At 65.3% G+C, this 16501-nt stretch carries 11 protein-coding genes; 6 read left to right on the forward strand and 5 right to left on the reverse strand.

From position 1 onward, the window contains the following. The 3 genes from GJ695_RS02180 to GJ695_RS02190 all read right to left on the reverse strand — a co-directional run bounded on the left by GJ695_RS02180 (window position 1) and on the right by GJ695_RS02190 (window position 4931). A complete protein-coding gene (locus GJ695_RS02180) occupies window positions 1–2727 on the reverse strand; it encodes an alpha-1,6-glucosidase domain-containing protein (protein WP_154361992.1) in 2727 nt (908 codons plus the stop codon). Between the two features lie 411 nt (window positions 2728–3138). Continuing rightward, window positions 3139–3366: a type II toxin-antitoxin system RelB family antitoxin gene (relB, locus tag GJ695_RS02185; protein ID WP_154361993.1), complete on the reverse strand. Its 228-nt coding sequence runs from the start codon at window positions 3364–3366 to the stop codon at window positions 3139–3141. 17 nt (window positions 3367–3383) lie between these two features. Beyond that, entirely contained in the window at window positions 3384–4931 is a 1548-nt protein-coding gene (locus tag GJ695_RS02190; RefSeq protein WP_154362192.1) for a POT-type proton-dependent oligopeptide transporter, read from the reverse strand. 231 nt (window positions 4932–5162) lie between these two features. On the opposite strand from GJ695_RS02190, the gene GJ695_RS02195 reads away from it, so the two are divergent. Together GJ695_RS02195 and GJ695_RS02200 are read left to right on the forward strand one after the other, a co-directional pair. Further along, window positions 5163–6800 (forward strand): alpha-glucosidase, encoded by a 1638-nt coding sequence (locus GJ695_RS02195; protein WP_154361994.1) that lies wholly within the window; start codon window positions 5163–5165, stop codon window positions 6798–6800. Between the two features lie 93 nt (window positions 6801–6893). Beyond that, window positions 6894–8768, forward strand: coding sequence for a glucokinase (locus tag GJ695_RS02200; RefSeq protein ID WP_154361995.1), 1875 nt, complete (start codon window positions 6894–6896; stop codon window positions 8766–8768). Window positions 8769–8775: 7 nt separating this feature from the next. On the opposite strand, the gene GJ695_RS02205 is transcribed toward GJ695_RS02200, so the two are convergent. After that, complete coding sequence (locus GJ695_RS02205; RefSeq protein WP_154361996.1) at window positions 8776–12141, reverse strand: carboxypeptidase-like regulatory domain-containing protein; 3366 nt, start codon at window positions 12139–12141, stop codon at window positions 8776–8778. A gap of 226 nt (window positions 12142–12367) precedes the next feature. Between GJ695_RS02205 and GJ695_RS02210 the strand changes: the two genes are divergently transcribed. Both GJ695_RS02210 and GJ695_RS02215 read left to right on the forward strand, forming a co-directional pair. Beyond that, window positions 12368–12916 (forward strand): PadR family transcriptional regulator, encoded by a 549-nt coding sequence (locus tag GJ695_RS02210; RefSeq protein WP_154361997.1) that lies wholly within the window; start codon window positions 12368–12370, stop codon window positions 12914–12916. After that, window positions 12913–14160 (forward strand): MFS transporter, encoded by a 1248-nt coding sequence (locus tag GJ695_RS02215; protein WP_154361998.1) that lies wholly within the window; start codon window positions 12913–12915, stop codon window positions 14158–14160. Before GJ695_RS02210 ends, GJ695_RS02215 begins: the two co-directional genes overlap by 4 nt. A 7-nt stretch (window positions 14161–14167) precedes the next feature. Here the strand turns inward: GJ695_RS02215 and GJ695_RS29950 are convergent, their stop codons facing one another. Continuing rightward, complete coding sequence (locus GJ695_RS29950) at window positions 14168–14752, reverse strand: hypothetical protein (protein ID WP_229260317.1); 585 nt, start codon at window positions 14750–14752, stop codon at window positions 14168–14170. Window positions 14753–14967: 215 nt separating this feature from the next. On the opposite strand from GJ695_RS29950, the gene GJ695_RS02225 reads away from it, so the two are divergent. Next, window positions 14968–15861, forward strand: a complete 894-nt coding sequence (locus GJ695_RS02225) for a 2-dehydro-3-deoxygalactonokinase (protein WP_166455044.1) — start codon at window positions 14968–14970, stop codon at window positions 15859–15861. Window positions 15862–15863: 2 nt separating this feature from the next. Beyond that, the gene (locus tag GJ695_RS02230) at window positions 15864–16487 is read left to right on the forward strand and encodes a 2-dehydro-3-deoxy-6-phosphogalactonate aldolase (RefSeq protein ID WP_154362000.1); all 624 of its coding nucleotides are present in this window, start codon (window positions 15864–15866) and stop codon (window positions 16485–16487) included. The last annotated feature ends 14 nt before the right edge of the window (window positions 16488–16501 follow it).

Genomic DNA, 16501 nt, shown 5'->3' on the forward strand with positions numbered 1-16501 from the left:
TCAATTTTCAACGAAAACGACCGCGCTGCGTGGCGGCACGGTGAAGGTTCCGCTGGATTGATCAAACTTGGCTTGCGAGGCCACGCGTTTGTCCGCTGCGGCCATGCCGGTGTGGACAGGATGCAGCGTGTAGCGGCGGTTCTTTTCCTCCGCCACGGTGATCCGCTGCGCGGTCTTGTCGACGTTGATCAGGTAAGTGATGGACTTGAAGCGCGCGCCGGCATAGCCCTGGCCGTCGATGTGGGCGGCGATCACGGTCGGCACCTGCGCCGGGCCGGTGTTGAAGAAGCGCAGGCGCTGCTGGATGTCGGCGGCGGTGCGCAGGCGGAACAGCGTGCTGCTGGAGCGGATCGCCAGCAGGTCGCGGAAGGCGTCGCGCGCGTAGGCGATGTCCGCCGGCGCCGGCTTGATGGCGGCGTTGCGCAGCAGTGGCTTGATCAACGCATAGTCCTTGCCGTTGTCGGCGGCCGGCGGCAGGCCGGTGCCGAAGTAGTTGTCCTGGTAGCTCCAGTCGACGCGGTTGAACCAGTCGCCCGACTCGAAGCTGTTGCGGTCCAGCGATTTGGAACGCAGGATGTCGAAGCCGGCGTGGAAGTAGGCCACGCCCTGGCTGAAGGCGTTGATGGCGGCGCCCAGCATCTGCACCTGCGCGCGTTCTTGCGCGGTGGTGGTCTGCGGCAGCTTGAAGGCATTGATGTCGTACAGCGTCTGGTTGTCGTGGTTCTCGACGTAGTTCACCACCTCGCCCGGTTCGCTGGCATAGCCGGCCGGCTGATTGCCGCCGTAGACAATGTCCTGCAGCGCCACGGTGCGGCCGTCGGCGGTGGTCAGCGGATAGCTGCGGATGGTGCCGGCCAGGCCCACCTTGACCATGTCCGACGCGTGCAGCAGATCGGCGGCAGGGCGCCGGGGCGCCTGCTCGTTGGCATCGTAGACCAGGCCATTGATATAGCCCTGCTGCGTAATGAGTTGCACGCCGCTGTCGCCGGCGCCGCCACCGCGCACCGCGTCGCGGCCACGGTCGCTGAAGGTGCCGATGCCGCTGCCGTTCAGCGACAGCTGCGAGGCCTGCACGAAGCGCGCGCCGTCGGCCACTTCGCCGAAGTTCCAGCCCTCGCCGATCAGGTTGATGTGGCGGCCCGCCGCGCGGTCGGCGCTGGCCTGCAGCTGCTCCATGGCGGCGCGCGGCTGGTGGCCCATCAGGTCGAAGCGGAAGGAGTCGATCTTGTATTGTTTGGCCCACAGCGCGACCGAGTCCACCATCAGCTTGCCCATCATGAGGTTTTCGGTGGCGGTGTTGTCGCAGCAGGTCGAGCGTTCGATGTCGCCCCTGGCGTTCAGGCGGTGGTAGTAACCGGGCACCACGCGGTCCAGCACCGACTTCTCGTGCTGGCCGGCGATGAAGGTGTGGTTGTAGACCACGTCCATACCGACGCGCAGGCCGGTCTTGTGCAGCGCCTGCACCATCTGGCGGAATTCGACGATGCGCCTGGCGCCGTCGGCCGGATCGGTGCTGTAGCTGCCTTCCGGCGCGTTGTAGTGGAACGGATCATAACCCCAGTTGTAGCAGTCCTGCGCCTGGGATTGCGCCACCGTCGCCTGCTGCGTGTCGCTGTCCGGCGCGGCCGCCGCGATCCGCGGCGTGACGCAACCCTGTTCCGGCACGCTGCCGATGTCGTAGACGGGTAGCAGGTGGATGTCGGTCATGCCGGCCTTGCTCAACGCGGCCAGATGCTTCATGCCGTTCGAACCGGTCTCGGTGAAGGCGGCGAACTTGCCACGGTGGGCGGCGCTGACGGTGCTGTCGTTGATTGAAAAGTCGCGCACGTGCAGCTCGTAGACCGTCATATCGGTTTGCGCGGCGACCTTGTTCGGCGCTGGTGTCTTGTCCCAGCCGGCTGGTTTGAGTTTGGTCGCGCCCAGGTCGGTGATGTAGCTGCGCTTCGAATCGGTGGTCAGGCTGACGGAGTAGGGATCGGTCACCAGGTTGCGCACCAGGCCTGCCGATGGCGCGACCACGTCGACCAGGTATTGATAGTACTGGCCGTCGCGGCCGGCGCGGGTGGACCAGATGCCGGTGGCGTCGTCGCGCGTCATCGGCGTGATGGCGCTGGCCTTGCCGGCGCCGCTGGCGTAGGTGCAGACCGCGACGTTCTGCGCGGTCGGCGCCCACAGCTTGAAGCCGGCGTCGCGCGGGCTGACGGTGGCGCCGAGATCATCGGCCTTGGCGGCGCTGGCGTAGATGTCGTCCAACGCGCCGGCGATTTGCAGCGAGGTGACGTCGGCCACCGTGCCATCATCGGCTTCGCGCACCAGCAGCGCCTGCTGCGTCAGCGTCGACGGCACACGCGCCGTGTCGCTGACCGCCAGCACCGCGCCGTTGCCGACAAACTTGAAGCGCTGCGCCACATCGGCAGGCAGGGCGCCATCAAAGCGCGACAGCGTCAGCGCGCCATCGGCGCCGGTCACGCGGGCGCCGGGCGTGGCGTGCAACTGCGCGCTGGCGGAGTAGTAAAGCTTGAAGACGCCGCCGGCGGCATCCGCGCCCGGCCACTTGATCAATTGGCGGTTGAGCCAATACGCGCGGGCATCGACGGCTGGTGCGGCGTGCAGGGTGGTGGCAAACGCCCCATCGCAATCCGCCAGCGAAGGCGCAGCCGAAGCCGCCAAACAAGTCAGCGCCAGCGCGCCTCCCAACCCAACCACCGCCACGCGCTTGCCCGCCATATCGTCTCCAAACCGTTAATTTAGGTAGTGCAGTTACAGAATCTGCAGATTGCCCTTGAATTTGGCGGTTATGGTACTCCAGAATCTGTAGTTTTGATACTTTTCGATTGACTGAAGAGTTTGCGACTGCTCAAGAAGCGGTAAAAGCTCCCACGGCAGCATTGTGAATATGGGCTGTGCTTTGGGGGGAGTCGCTCATCGAAGCGCAGGATTTCGTGGCTCCCAGGAACCGGCGGATTTGCATGCGCCTGGCATCCTGTACTTCAAGCGCGGCGAAATGGCGCTCGCAGAGACCGCGTTTACCAATTCGCTGAACCTCGGTGCGGCCGCGCGCAAAGGAACAGATCAAGAATTCGACGTGCGGCGGCCTTGTCCAGCTTTGATAGCTGGCGTTGTGCTTGGCGTGTGTAGTCAATCTGCCAGGCCAAGATTTTTCCTGACCTGTTCTGATGAGTAGATCGGCTCCTTGCCGCTGGCAACGCGTTGCATCGTGGACTCGGCGAGATAGAGATCTTCCAAATCCTCGATGCCGTAGGCGATCAGTTCTCGCAGGTGCGTGTCGAGCGTCTTACCCGTGCGCATGGCCAGCTTCTTTAGCCGCTGTTCAGTTTTTGCATCCAGCTCAAATGAAATGGCCATGGCTTGTCTCGCTGTGGTTATGCTGTCTTGCGATAATTATCCACCATCTTGTAGCGGATGGCGTACAGCGCGAAGAGGGCGGCCACGACCGCAGCGAAGGCGGCGAAGAAGAACATCTGGAAGGCGATCGAACTGAGGCCGCTGCCGGCGATCCAGCCGCCCACCACGTCGTTCTTCACGCCCGCGTTGACGATCAGCACCCACAGGTTGCCGACCGTGACGGCCAGATACCAGAAGCTCAGGATGATGCCTTTCATCGGCGCCGGCGCCTGGCTATAGGCGAACTCCAGGCCGGTGGCCGAGACCAGCACCTCGCCCAAGGTCAGCAACGCATACGGCAGCAGCTGCCACAGGATCGACACCTGGTCGCCGCCATCCATCCACAACTGGATCATGCCGATCACCACCCACGACGACGCCGACAGCGCTATGCCCAGCCCCATGCGGCGCAGCGGCGTCGGCGTGACGCCGACCGCGCGCATCAGCGGGAACAGGGCGATGTTGTTGAACGGGATCAGCAGCATCACCAGGATGGGATTGACCGCCTGCATCTGCGCTGGCAGCAGCGTGAATTCCCAGCCGAAGATCGACAGCAATGGGCTGTGCATCGAATTGGCCTGCACGATCCAGGTCGAGGCCTTCTGGTCGAACAGCGACCAGAACGGCGTGATCATGGCGAACACGATCAGGATGCGCAGCACCGAACGCACGCCTTCCACCGCCGCGTCGGTATGGGCGCCGCGCGCGCGTTCCAGCTGCATCGACACGCCGATGCCGCCAAACGCCAGCAGCAGCACCAGCGCCGTGCAGGCCGCAATCACAAAGCCCCACGACGGCGTCATGCACAGCGAGATCACCGCCGCCACCGCGCCGGCGCCGGCCACCATCAGGCCCGGCCGCGATTGGCCCGGCGCCCGCGCCAGCAGGGCGGTGCGCGCCACGCTGCTGAAAGAATCCGGATTCGGCGCGGCCGGCGGCACGTGCACATACTTCTTGCGGCCCAGCCAGAACACGCCGGTGGCGATCGCCATCAGGATGCCGGGAATGCCGAACGCCACCGCCGGACCGTAGTCGCGCAGGAACACCGGCATCAGCAGCGACGCAAAAAAGGAACCGAAGTTGATGATCCAGTAGAAGGCGTCGAACACCACCTTGGCGCGGTTCTTGTTGGTCTGGTCGAACTGGTCGCCGACAAACGCCACCACCAGCGGCTTGATGCCGCCCGAACCGAAGGCGATCAGTGCCAGGCCCAGGTAGAAGCCATTCAGATTGTTTTCAAAAATCGCCAGGCAGGCATGACCCGCCACGTAGATCAGGCTGAACCAGAACACCGTCTTGTACTTGCCCCAGAAGCGGTCGGCGATCCAGCCGCCCAGCAGCGGGAAGAAGTAGACGCCGATCACAAACGTATGGAAAACGTGCTTGGCCTCGGTGGTGCGGTCGCCGATCGGAATGAACAGCAGCAGGGTGCTGAGCAGGAAGGGCGTCAGGATGTTGCGCATGCCGTAAAAGCTGAAACGCTCGCAGCCTTCATTGGCGATGATGTAGGGAATTTGCCGAGGCATCGGCCCGTTGCCGCTGTGGCTGACAGTACTGCTCACTATATCTACTCCTGTGGTTGTGTAGTTTGACTACTATTTTTTATCTCAAGAATCCTGGGTAAGAATGCTTAAGTTTTTGTTTTATAACGAATATTCTCTGTATTCGTTCACTTGGTTGCGGATTGAAAAATCTGTTTTCGTGATGTATATTCTCTACAAAATTAATATGCCCGCCAGCCAACCCCGGATTTTCTTATGACTAAGCAACTTACTCAAGTTTCCCCCCACGCCGCCGACTGGTATCGCGACGCGATCATCTACCAGGTTTACCCGCGTAGCTACATGGACAGCAACGGCGACGGCGTGGGCGATCTTCCGGGCATCACTGCAAAGCTGGACTATATCGCATCGCTGGGCGTGGACATCGTCTGGATTTCGCCTTTCTTCAAGTCGCCGATGAAGGATTTCGGCTACGACATCTCCGATTACTGCGACGTCGATCCGCTGTTCGGCACGCTGGCCGACTTCGACGTGCTGATCGCCAAGGCGCACAGCCTGGGCCTGAAGATCATGATCGATCAGGTGATGGCGCACACTGCGGAAGATCATCCGTGGTTCAAGGAAAGCCGCGCCAGCCGCGACAATCCGAAGGCCGACTGGTACGTCTGGGCCGATCCCAAGCCGGACGGCAATCCACCGAACAACTGGCTGTCCGTGTTTGGCGGCTCGGCCTGGCAGTGGGACACGCGCCGCCGCCAGTATTACATGCACAATTTCCTGGTCAGCCAGCCGCAGCTGAACTTCCACAATCCGGAGGTGCAGCAGGCGCACCTGGCCGCGCTGCGTTTCTGGCTGGAGCGCGGCGTCGACGGCATCCGCCTGGACGCCAGCAACTACCACTTCCACGACCGGCAACTGCGCGACAATCCGCCAGCCACCAACCGCGACTCGATCACCGTCACCGACGTCAACCCATACGGCATGCAGGCGCACGACTTCGACAAGACCCAGCCGGAGAACGTGCCCTTCCTGCAAAAGCTGCGCGCGCTGCTGGATGAATACCAGGCGGTGTCGATCGGCGAAGTCGGTTCCGACGACTCGCTGGCCACCATGGCCGAATACACCGAAGGCGGCGACAAGCTGCACATGGCCTACAGCTTCAACCTGCTGGTCAACCTGCTGTCGTCGCACTACATCCGCCAGCAGGTCGAACAGTTCGAGGCGCGCGTCAAGGGCGGCTGGGCCTCGTGGTCGGTGGGCAACCACGACGTGCCGCGCGTGGCCTCGCGCTGGGGCGGCCCGTCGGCGCCGCAGGCCTTCGCCAAGCTGGCGCTGGCGATGCAGCTGTCGCTGAAAGGCACGCCGTGCCTGTACCAGGGCGACGAGCTGGCCTTCGCCGAAGCCGACGTGCCGTTCGAACTGCTGCAAGACCCGTATGGCATCACCTTCTGGCCGGAATTCAAGGGCCGCGACGGCTGCCGCACGCCGATCGCCTGGACCGACGGCGCCAACGGCGGCTTCACCACCGGCAAGCCATGGCTGCCGGTGTCGCCGGACCACCTGGCCAAAGCCGCCTCGGTGCAGGAAGCCGACCAGGAATCGTCGCTGGCCTTCACCCGCGCCTTCGTCGCCTGGCGTCGTCAGCATCCGCAGCTGCAGCGCGGCGAGATCGTGTTCTTCGACACGCAGGACAGCGTGCTGGCGCTGCGCCGTGACCTGGCCGGCGAGCGCAGCATCCTGGCCGTGTTCAACCTGAGCGGCGAAGCGGTGACGGTGGACCTGCCGCAAAGCGCCGGCGCCGAGCAGCTGCAAGGCTATGGCCTGCCGGGCAGCGCGGCGGACGGCAAGATCCAGCTGCCGGCCTACGGCGGCTGGTTCGGCTACGCGGCGTAAAACCGCGGAGGAAACGGAACGATATGTCCCGTTTCCTTCTTAACACCACGTATTTCAGGTATGCTTCCGCCAACTGTTTTGACTGAACCGACGATGAAACAAGCTGAAGTGGATCAAAAACTGAATCGCACCGCCTTTGCCGACGGCCCGCGCCTGCTGGCCGACATCGGCGCCACCCATGCCCGCTTCGCTTTGCAGACCGCTCCCGGCGAGTTCCGCGCCGTGCGCGTGCTCAAGTGCGACGACTACCCGGACATCGTGGCGATGCTGCGCTCCTATCTGTCGGACCACGCCGGCGTCAACCTGAACCACGCGGCGCTGGCCGTCGCCAACCCGGTCAGCGGCGACTACATCCGCATGACCAACCGCGACTGGGAATTCTCCACCGACGAAGTACGCCGCGCGCTCGGCCTGCACACGCTGCTGGTGGTGAACGACTTCACCGCGCTGGCGATGTCGCTGCCGGGCCTGAAGCCGGCCGATCTGATGCAGGTGGGCGGCGGCAAGCCGGCCACCAACTCGGTGATCGGCGTGCTGGGACCGGGAACCGGCCTTGGCGTCTCGGGCGTGATCCCCACTGTCGACGGCTTCGTCACGCTTGGTTCGGAAGGCGGCCACACCAACTTCGCCCCGGCCGACGAACGCGAATACGCGATCCTGCAATATGCCTGGCAAACCTGGTCGCACGTCTCGACCGAACGGCTGATCTCCGGTCCCGGCATGGAAATCATCTACCGCGCCATCGCCAAGCGCAATGGCCGCCAGGTGCGCGACCTGTCGTCGCAGGAAATCATCTCCGGCGCATTGACCGACAAAGACCCGCTGTGCCTGGAAGTGCTGGAATGCTTCTGCGCCATGCTGGGCGGCGCCACCGCCAACCTGGCCGTGACGCTGGGCGCGTTCGGCGGCATGTTCATAGGCGGCGGCATCGTGCCGCGCCTGGGTGAATGGTTCGCCACCTCGCCGTTCCGCGCGCGCTTCGAAGCCAAGGGACGTTTCACCAGCTATCTGGCCGAGATCCCGACCTATGTGATCACCACACCGAACCCGGCGTTCTACGGCGTGGCGACGATTCTGTCCGAGCACCTGCGCGGCCGCAGCGGCGCCAACACGCTGATGGAGCGCGTGCAGCACTTGCAGCACGAACTGACGCCGGCCGAGCAGCGCGTGGCGCAGCTGGTGCTGGAGCAGCCGCGCCTGGTGCTGAACGAACCGATCGCCGACATCGCGCGCCTGGCCGAAGTGAGCCAGCCGACCGTGATCCGCTTCTGCCGCTCGCTGGGCTTCCTCGGCCTGGCCGACTTCAAGCTCAAGTTCGCCAGCAGCCTGACCGGCGCCATTCCCGTGCGCCACAGCCAGGTGCGCGTCAGCGACAGCACGCACGACCTGAGCGCCAAGGTGATTGATAATACGGTTTCCGCGATTCTGAAATTCCGCGACCAGCTCGACGTGCGCTCGCTGGACAAGGCGATCGCGCTGGTGGCCAAGGCCAAGCGTGTCGAGTTCTACGCCATGGGCAATTCGCGCGTGGTGGCGCTGGACGGTCAGCACAAGTTCTTCCGCTTCCGCATTCCCACCTCGGCGTATGGCGATTCGCATTTGCTGACGCTGGCGGCCGAGCTGCTGAATCCGGGCGACGTGGTGATCGCCATCTCCAACTCGGGCAAGCTGCCGGACCTGCTGGCGGCGGTTGACGCCGCGCGCGCGGCCGGCGCCGACGTCATCGCCATCACCTCCAGCAATTCGCCGCTGGCCAAGAAGGCCAGCGTCTGCCTGGCGGTCGATCATACCGAGGACAGCACCAGCTTCCTGTCGATGATCTCGCGCATCCTGCAACTGCTGCTGATCGACATCCTGTCGGTCGGCATCTCGCTGGACACGCAGAACTCGCGCCTGGTGGTCGAACACAAGAGCAGCAACGGCGAAGCCGACAACCGCCGCCTGATGATCTCCCACCTGGACGGCTGAAACCCGCTCAAGGATGCGCGTTCAGGCTGATATGCCAGTGGCTCAGGTGGTCGATGGTCGACACCTGCACCCTGGCCGGCAAGCTCCACGCGCTGACGCCGGGGATCTGCGCATTGGCCGCGCTTGAGAACTTGCCGTCCACCAGTGCCAGCTTGATGAAGTCCGGACCGATGTAGATCACCCGCGTGGCGGCGGCGCCGGCCTCGTTGCCCAGCGTGGTGCGGTTGGCGTTGATCCACGCCACCAGTGCCGCCAGCTTGGGCTTCTGCGCCGCGTTGGCCGCCACCTCGGCGGCGGCGGCGTCGATCAGGCTCTTGATGTCGGCGCCGCTGGACTGGCCGCCCAGGCCGTCCGTGTAGCCGCCCTGGCCGTCGGCGTAGCGCAGGTCGAGCTGCTGACCGTCGCTGTGACCGCTGTGTCCGAGGATGGAGCGGCCGCTCGCGGTCTGCGTCACATGCTGGCCGCTGATGTCGTCGAAGCGGTAGGGCTTGGCCTGCAGCCAGCTGACGGTTTGCCGCGTGGCCCACGAGTCGCCGCCGGCGTCGCGCAGGCCGTTGGTGCGGCGGCCGGACAGTCCGGCTTCGTTGCCCGCCAGCGCCAGCGGGGTGTAGGCTGTCTCGCCGCCGAACGCCACGGCGCCGCCCTTGGCCGGATCGGAGGTGGCTTCCGTGCCCTCGACCGTGCCCTTGATGCGTACTGTGACCGCCACCTTGCCCGTGCCCATGGCGGACGCAAAGGTCGGCAGGGTCAGGGCCGGGAACCTGATTTTGCCCGGTGTTTTGGTGTTGGTCTGGGACAGCAGGTTGGCCGAGGCGAAGGCGGGATTGGCGCCGCTCGGGCTGATGCTGAGGTTGACTTCGGTGATGGTGGCGTCGGCCGGCGCGTACTGCACTTCCAGCGGCAAGGTATGCGTGCTGTCGCTATTGCCCACCGACAGGTACACGCCGGCCAGGTTGGCTGCGGTGGAGATCGGCTTGACGACCGGATGGGCGGCCTGGTTGGGCGACGTGAATTTCGCCGCCGTCACGCTCAGTTCCACGCAGTCCAGCGACAATTCCACCGACGTGACGGTGGCCAGCAGGGCGTCGCCGATATTGGTGGCGCTGACTGCGCCGCCGACGCTGAAGGCCGCGTCCTTGGCCTGGCTGGCGACGTTGATGCAGCTGGTGCTGGTGATGGTGCCTTGCGTGAAGTGCGACTGGTTGACCGCGCCGGACGCCGACAGCACCGTGCCGGGCAGGCCGGTCACGGAATACGACCAGGTATCGTTGTACTGGCTTTGGGCCGTGGTGTACACCGGGTATTCCGCGGTCTGCACGGTGATCGTGACGCCGACGCTGCTGGTGCCCTTGGGCACGCTGAAATTGATCGGCGTGGTGACGGTCTGGTTTTGCGCCGCCGCCGTGGCGGTGTAGGTGGTGCCGGCGGCTGCCGCGCTCACAGCCGCCGCTGCCTTCGCGCCGGACGGCGCCGTGGCCAGCTGGCGCGCCGGCGGTCCGGCGCCATCCTGCGTCACCAGGCCGCTGATAACGGCTGTGGCTGCGGCCAGCTTGCTGGTGCTGGCGCCGGTATAAGTCAGCGTGACATTGACCGCCGTGCTGCCGGCGAACACCGGGGCGCTGACGCTGACCACATTGGGCGTCGCCAGATCGCTGAGCGTGACCTGGTAGGTGTCCGGTATCACGCTGCCGAAGCTGAAATTGCCGCTGGCATCGACGGTGGCGTCCCGCCGCAGCTGCGAATTATAGCCGCGCAGCAAGACCTTGCGACCGGCCAGGCCGGTCACGGCCGCCCCCAGGCTGTTGACGAGCTTGCCGTTCAGCGTGGCGCCGGCCTTCAGCGCGATCAGATTGTAGACCTGGGCAAAGCCGCCGTCCTTGGACACATAGTTGAGCGAGATGTCCAGCCGGCCGTTGGGCAGCGAGGCCAGCAGCTGGCCCATGGCGGCGGCGCTGATGGTGAAGCTGCCATCGGCGCCGTTATAGGTCCAATACGGCTTGAGGCTCAGCGCGAAGTTGTTGGGGCCAAGCACCAGGCCGCCGCTGTCGTCCTGCAAGTCCAGCCCGGCCGCGCCCGGCAGGCGGAAGCTCAGGCTGCCGGCTTGCAGCGTGTTATGCGGGCCGAGGCCGCTGACGGTCAGCGGCGGGGCGCCGGCATCAGGATCGTCGCTGAACACTTCCACATCGGTGGGGAGCTGGGTGCGGATCAGCAGGCTGAACTTGGTGGCGACGCCGCCCTGGCTGATGAGGAATTGCGCATACTGGTTGACGCCGGTGTCGCCCGGCGTGGCGAAGCGCAGCGTACCGTCTTTCAGCAGCGCCTCGCTGATCGCACCGCTGGCGCTGACGCTGTCCGCGCCTTGCGGAAAGCCGAGGTCGGCCAGCGGCAGCACGTAGACTTCGGCCGGCCGCGCCTCCTCCAGCGCGATGGCGCTGTCTGCGGTGATGTTCCACGCCAGCGCGTCCGGCGTGAAGGCGATGGTGCGGTCAATGCGCAGCACGATCTGGCCATCCGCGGTGACGCTGGCGCCGGCGCCGATGGCGGCGGCCGTGACGGTGCCGCTGACGATGGTGGTGCCGGCCGGCGCGGCGGTCAGCGTGGCGTTGATGTTGCTGGCGCTCTCGCTGCCGTTGTTGCGGATGCTGACGCGGTAGGTGTAATCGTAGGTGCTGCGGTCGACGCGCTGTTCGCCCGTCTTTTCCAGTGCAATCACTTCAAACTGGCTCGCGGCGGCGGCCGTGCTGCCAGAAACAATGGTGCTGGCCTGTAGCTTGCTGACCTGCGCGCTCGGCTGCTCGTCGCGGTCGGCGCCGCAGGCGGCCAGCGCGCCGGCCAGCAGCAAGGTGCAGCCGGTCTTGCGGTAGCGCCAGGCCAGCGGCAGCAGGCCGGCCAGCAGCAGCCAGGCAGTGGACGCCAGCGGCAGCACCGCGGCGGCGGTGACGACGCCGCTATCGATCACGGCGAAGGTCAGCGGGTCCCACACCGTGAACGCCTGGGCGGGCGGCGCGCCGGCGCCGAAGTAGTCGAAGACGACGGCGAAACCGCCCGCGGCGGCGCCGGGCGCGATGCCGGCGGCCAGGGCCAGCGCGTCCAGGTAGCCGTCGCCCGGAATGGCCGGGTCGGGCTGTATCATCAACACGTCCCAGCCCGGCGCGCTGGAGGCGTCCTGCAGGTTGGCGTACAGGCCGGGCGCAAAGAATACTGAAAACTCGTCGATGGGCGCGGCCAGCGTGTCGTTCAGCACCGTGTAGTCGTAACGCCACTGGGTGCCGCCCAGGTGGCTGCTCTGGTAGCTGACGGTGGTCGCCCAGGCCGGCGAAGCCAGCCACAAGAGCAAGAACATCCAGCCTGCAAATCGTTTGATGAAATTCATGGCCATCTCCTTGTTTGATCTGTCCGGCGCTGAAAGCAGCAACCGTTCCCGGCGTTGGACGATGAATTTTTCACCGTTAAATCATGGACCTGCGCTCTAAACGAACTCATCTTGGAGAGGCGCTGTCAAAATTCCCGACAGCGCCGGCTGTTACAAATCGCTACTTGAACTTCTTTCGCAATGGTTTAAGATATATCTTAATTCGTTATATCTTAAGGAGTTGCACATGTTTGGATTTAGCCATCACCACAAACACCATCACCGCATGCACGGCCCGCATCACGGCCACCATCACCCGCACGGCGGCCCTGGCGGCGGCCCGCGCGGCCGCGGCCCGAAAATGTTCGACGCCGGCGCCATGCGCTACGTGGTGTTGCAACTGATCGCCGAGAAGCCGCGCCACGGCTACGAGATCATCAAGGAGCTCGAACAGCGCTCCGGCGGCGGCTATTCTCCGAGTCCCGGCGCCATCTACCCGCTGCTGGCCATGCTGCTGGACATGGGTCACGTCTCGGCCTCGGCCGATGGCAACAAGAAGCTGCACACCATCACGCCGGAAGGCGAAGCGTTTTTGGCCGAGAACCGCCAGTTTGTCGACGCCATCCTGGCCCGCCTGGCCGAGGGCGATGAACATCGCGAAGGCTTGCGCAGCGCCATGCACGAGCTGAAGCATGCCGCTATCGAGCAGGCCCGCGCCGGCAACCACAGCCCGGAACGGATCGAGCAGATCCGCGCCATCCTGCGCCAGGCCGTCGTCGACATCAACGCCCTATGAGCAGCGCGCTTCCCTTGACCCCGGCGCGCGAGCGCCTGGTGCTGTGGCTGCTGGCGCTGACGCAGTTCACCGTCATCATGGACTTCATGGTGATGATGCCGCTGGCGCCGCAGCTGATGCGCGCCTTCTCCATCGAGCCGGCCGCCGTGTCGGGCGCGGTGTCGGCCTACGCCTGGTGCGCCGGCATTTCCGGCCTGGCCGCCGCCATGTACATCGACCGCTTCGACCGCAAGAAGCTGCTGCTGGTCGTGTTCGCGCTGTTCACGCTGTCCAACCTGGCCTGCGCGGCGGCGCCGAACTTCCACGTGCTGGTGCTGTCGCGTGCCTTTGCCGGCCTGAGCGGCGGCATTCTGGGCGCCATCGTCATGGCCATCATCGGCGACCTGATTCCGGCCAACCGCCGTGGCGCCGCCACCGGTGTGGTGATGACCTCGTTCAGCATCGCCTCGGTGGCCGGTGTGCCGACCGGCGTGATGCTGGCCGCGCACTACGGCTGGGCGTCGCCGTTCTACATCCTGGTGCTGTGCTCGCTGCCTATCCTGATATTGGCCGCACGCGTCTTGCCGGCGCTGGACAGCCACTTGCCGAACCGCGCGCCGCTGTCGGCCACGGTGCCCAACCTGATCGCGCTGTACAAGAAGCCCATGCACCTGAAGGCTTTCCTGCTGTCGGTCATCAACATGATGACGGGCATGATGGTGATTCCCTTCATCTCGCCTGTGCTGGTCAGCAATGTCGGCCTGGAGCCGGCCCAGATCACCTATGTGTACCTGGCCGGCGGCATCGCCACCTTCTTCACCGCGCGCATGATCGGCAAGTGGTCGGACCGTTACGGCGCGCAGAAGGTGTACCGCATCGTCTCGCTGCTGTTCATCCTGCCGGTGCTGTTCATCACCCACATGCCGGTGATACCGCTGGTGGGCGTGATGCTGTTCTTCCCGTTCTTCATGGTGCTGGCGTCGGGCCGCAATATCCCGATGCAGGCGCTGATGACGACGGTGCCGGAACCGACGCGGCGCGGCGCCTTCCTCAGCGCCAACGCGGCGATCCAGCAGGTGGGCACCGGTGTCGGCGCCTTGCTGGGCGGGCTGACCTTGCATACGGAAGCGTCCGGCCACATTGCCGGTTACGGCCTGAATGGCTGGATCGCGGCCGGGCTGGCCATCCTGACGGTATTGTGGGTAGGGCAGGTACGCGGCGCCGCGTCGGTGGCGGCGCCGGTGGGGGAAGTGAAAGCGGCTTAGCTTTTACTTAGTTGCTGCTGTCGATGCTGGTGCGCTTGGACGGATGCTTCTCGCGCCGCCAGCGCGCCAGGCTGATGACTTCGTCGCTGCTGGCGTCTTCCACCAGGATCTCGTCATCGCTGGACGACACCAGGAAGCTTTCCCAGCGTAGCGCCGACTCGGCGCTGTTTTCCACAAAGCTGAACTGCCAGTAGTTCTTGCCGTTCAGCTTGCGCGGCACCGGATCGTATTCCAGCAGGCCGCCGTGCGCCTTGCCGTTGGAATTCTTCTCGATCAGGGCCGACCAGGCTTGCAGCTCCGGCAGGCTCATCAGCGCAGCAGCGCCTTGTTCCTTGGTGCGGATGGCTGGCGGCTCGCCGGGCGGCGGCGGGTCCTTGATGTCGGCCGGCTTGCGCGGAACGGCGGCCGGGGCCGGCTTCACCGCGCTGGCGGCGCTGCTGGCGCTGGCGGACGGCGTCACCGGCACCTTGACCTGCACCTGCGATTCGGCCGATGGCGCGCTGGCGAACCAGGCGGCCAGGCCCAGCGCGACGACCGTCGTGGCGACGCCGGCGACGACCAGTTTGCGGGAAGACTGCTTGCTTAATTCCATGTGGGATTCAGAAGACTGATTTTATAGTCGGCCATACTAAACTAAAGGCATCTTAGGGGCAACTTTTGCCCCTTTTTTACGCGATCTTCGTGGTCTTCCTGTCATGCTTTCGTGGTGTGCCTATATTATTTTGGTATTAATCCGGCGAGATAATTTATTGGCTGTTGACGGCGGTTTTCCGTACCATCGTCGCAGCATCAGTAAAGGATACGCCTGTGAACAAGAATATTTTGGGGATCGACTGGGGCACCAGCAACCGTCGCGCTTATTTGATCGCCCCGTCCGGCGCCTGCCTGGCCGAACACGAAGACGGCCAGGGCATGCTGGCGGTCGGCAGCCGCGACCAATTCGGCGCCTCGCTGACCGGGGTGCTGGAGGCGATGCAGTTGTCGGCCGACACGCCGGTCATCATGTCCGGCATGGTGGGCAGCGCCTCGGGCTGGCAGGAAGTCGATTACCTCGACGCCTCCGTGCCGCTGGAACAGTTGCCGCAGTACCTGGCCGCCGTCACCGACCCGGCCTGGCGCGGCCGCGCCCATATCGTTCCCGGCTATGTCTACCGCAACGGCGCCTCGGCCGACGTGATGCGCGGCGAGGAAACACAGCTGCTGGGCGCCATCGCGCTGGGCCAGCGCAACGGCTGGATCGTGCTGCCGGGCACCCACAGCAAGTGGGTGCTGCTGCGCGACGGCGTGATCGTATCCTTCGCCACCTATATGACCGGCGAACTGTTCGCCATGCTGTCCAAAGGCGGCACCCTGTCGTCGATGATGAACGGCGACACCAGCGACGCCGCCGGCTTTGCCACCGGCCTGACGCAGGCGGCGCGCAACGAGCCGCTGTCGAATTCGCTGTTCCGCGTGCGCGCCGGCGTGGTGTCGCGCTCGGCGCCGGCGCAGCAGGCGGCGGCCACCGTCAGCGGCCTGCTGATCGGCGCCGAGTTCGCCGCCGCCGCCCGTGCGGCCGAAGGGCAGGGCATCACCGTCATCGGCTCGCCGGCATTGGCCGCGCGCTATGCGCTGGCCGCCGAACATTTCGGCTTGCACTGCAAGGTGCTGGACCCACATGCGGTGTACTGCACCGCGATTTCCCAATTCATCAAGGCCTGATCATGACTACGCTTTCCCATCCCACCACGCCACTGGTCGCCATCCTGCGCGGCCTGAATCCCGCCGAAGCGGTCGATGTCGCCAAGGTGCTGCACGCGGCCGGCTTCCGCGCGCTGGAAGTGCCGCTGAACCGTCCGGGCGCGATCGAGGCGATCGCCTCCATCGTCAAGCTGGACCTGGCGGACACGCTGGTCGGCGGCGGCACCATGCTCAACGTCGAGCATGTGGAAGCGGTGCATGCGGCCGGTGGCCGTCTGCTGGTATCGCCGAACTGCGTGCCGGCCGTGATCCGCCGCGCCGCCGACCTCGGCATGTACTGCGCGCCCGGCGTGGCCACGCCGACCGAAGCGTTTGCCGCGCTGGACGCCGGCGCCCATGCGCTGAAGATTTTCCCGGCCGAATCGGTCGGCCATCGCGGCATCAAGGCGCTGAAGAGCGTGCTGCCGGCCGGTACGCCGGTGTGGCCGGTGGGTGGCGTGTCGCCGGAAACGATGGCCGACTGGGTCAAGGCCGGCGCCACCGGTTTCGGCATCGGCGGCGCGCTGTACACGCCGGGCGTCACACTGGAACAATTGGCCGAACGCGCGGCCAGCTTCGTCAACACCTGGCGCGCTTTGGCCGTATGATGGCGGCTGTCTAA

The sequence above is a fragment of the Duganella alba genome, assembly GCF_009674495.1.
Taxonomy (GTDB): Bacteria; Pseudomonadota; Gammaproteobacteria; order Burkholderiales; family Burkholderiaceae_D; genus Rugamonas; species Rugamonas alba.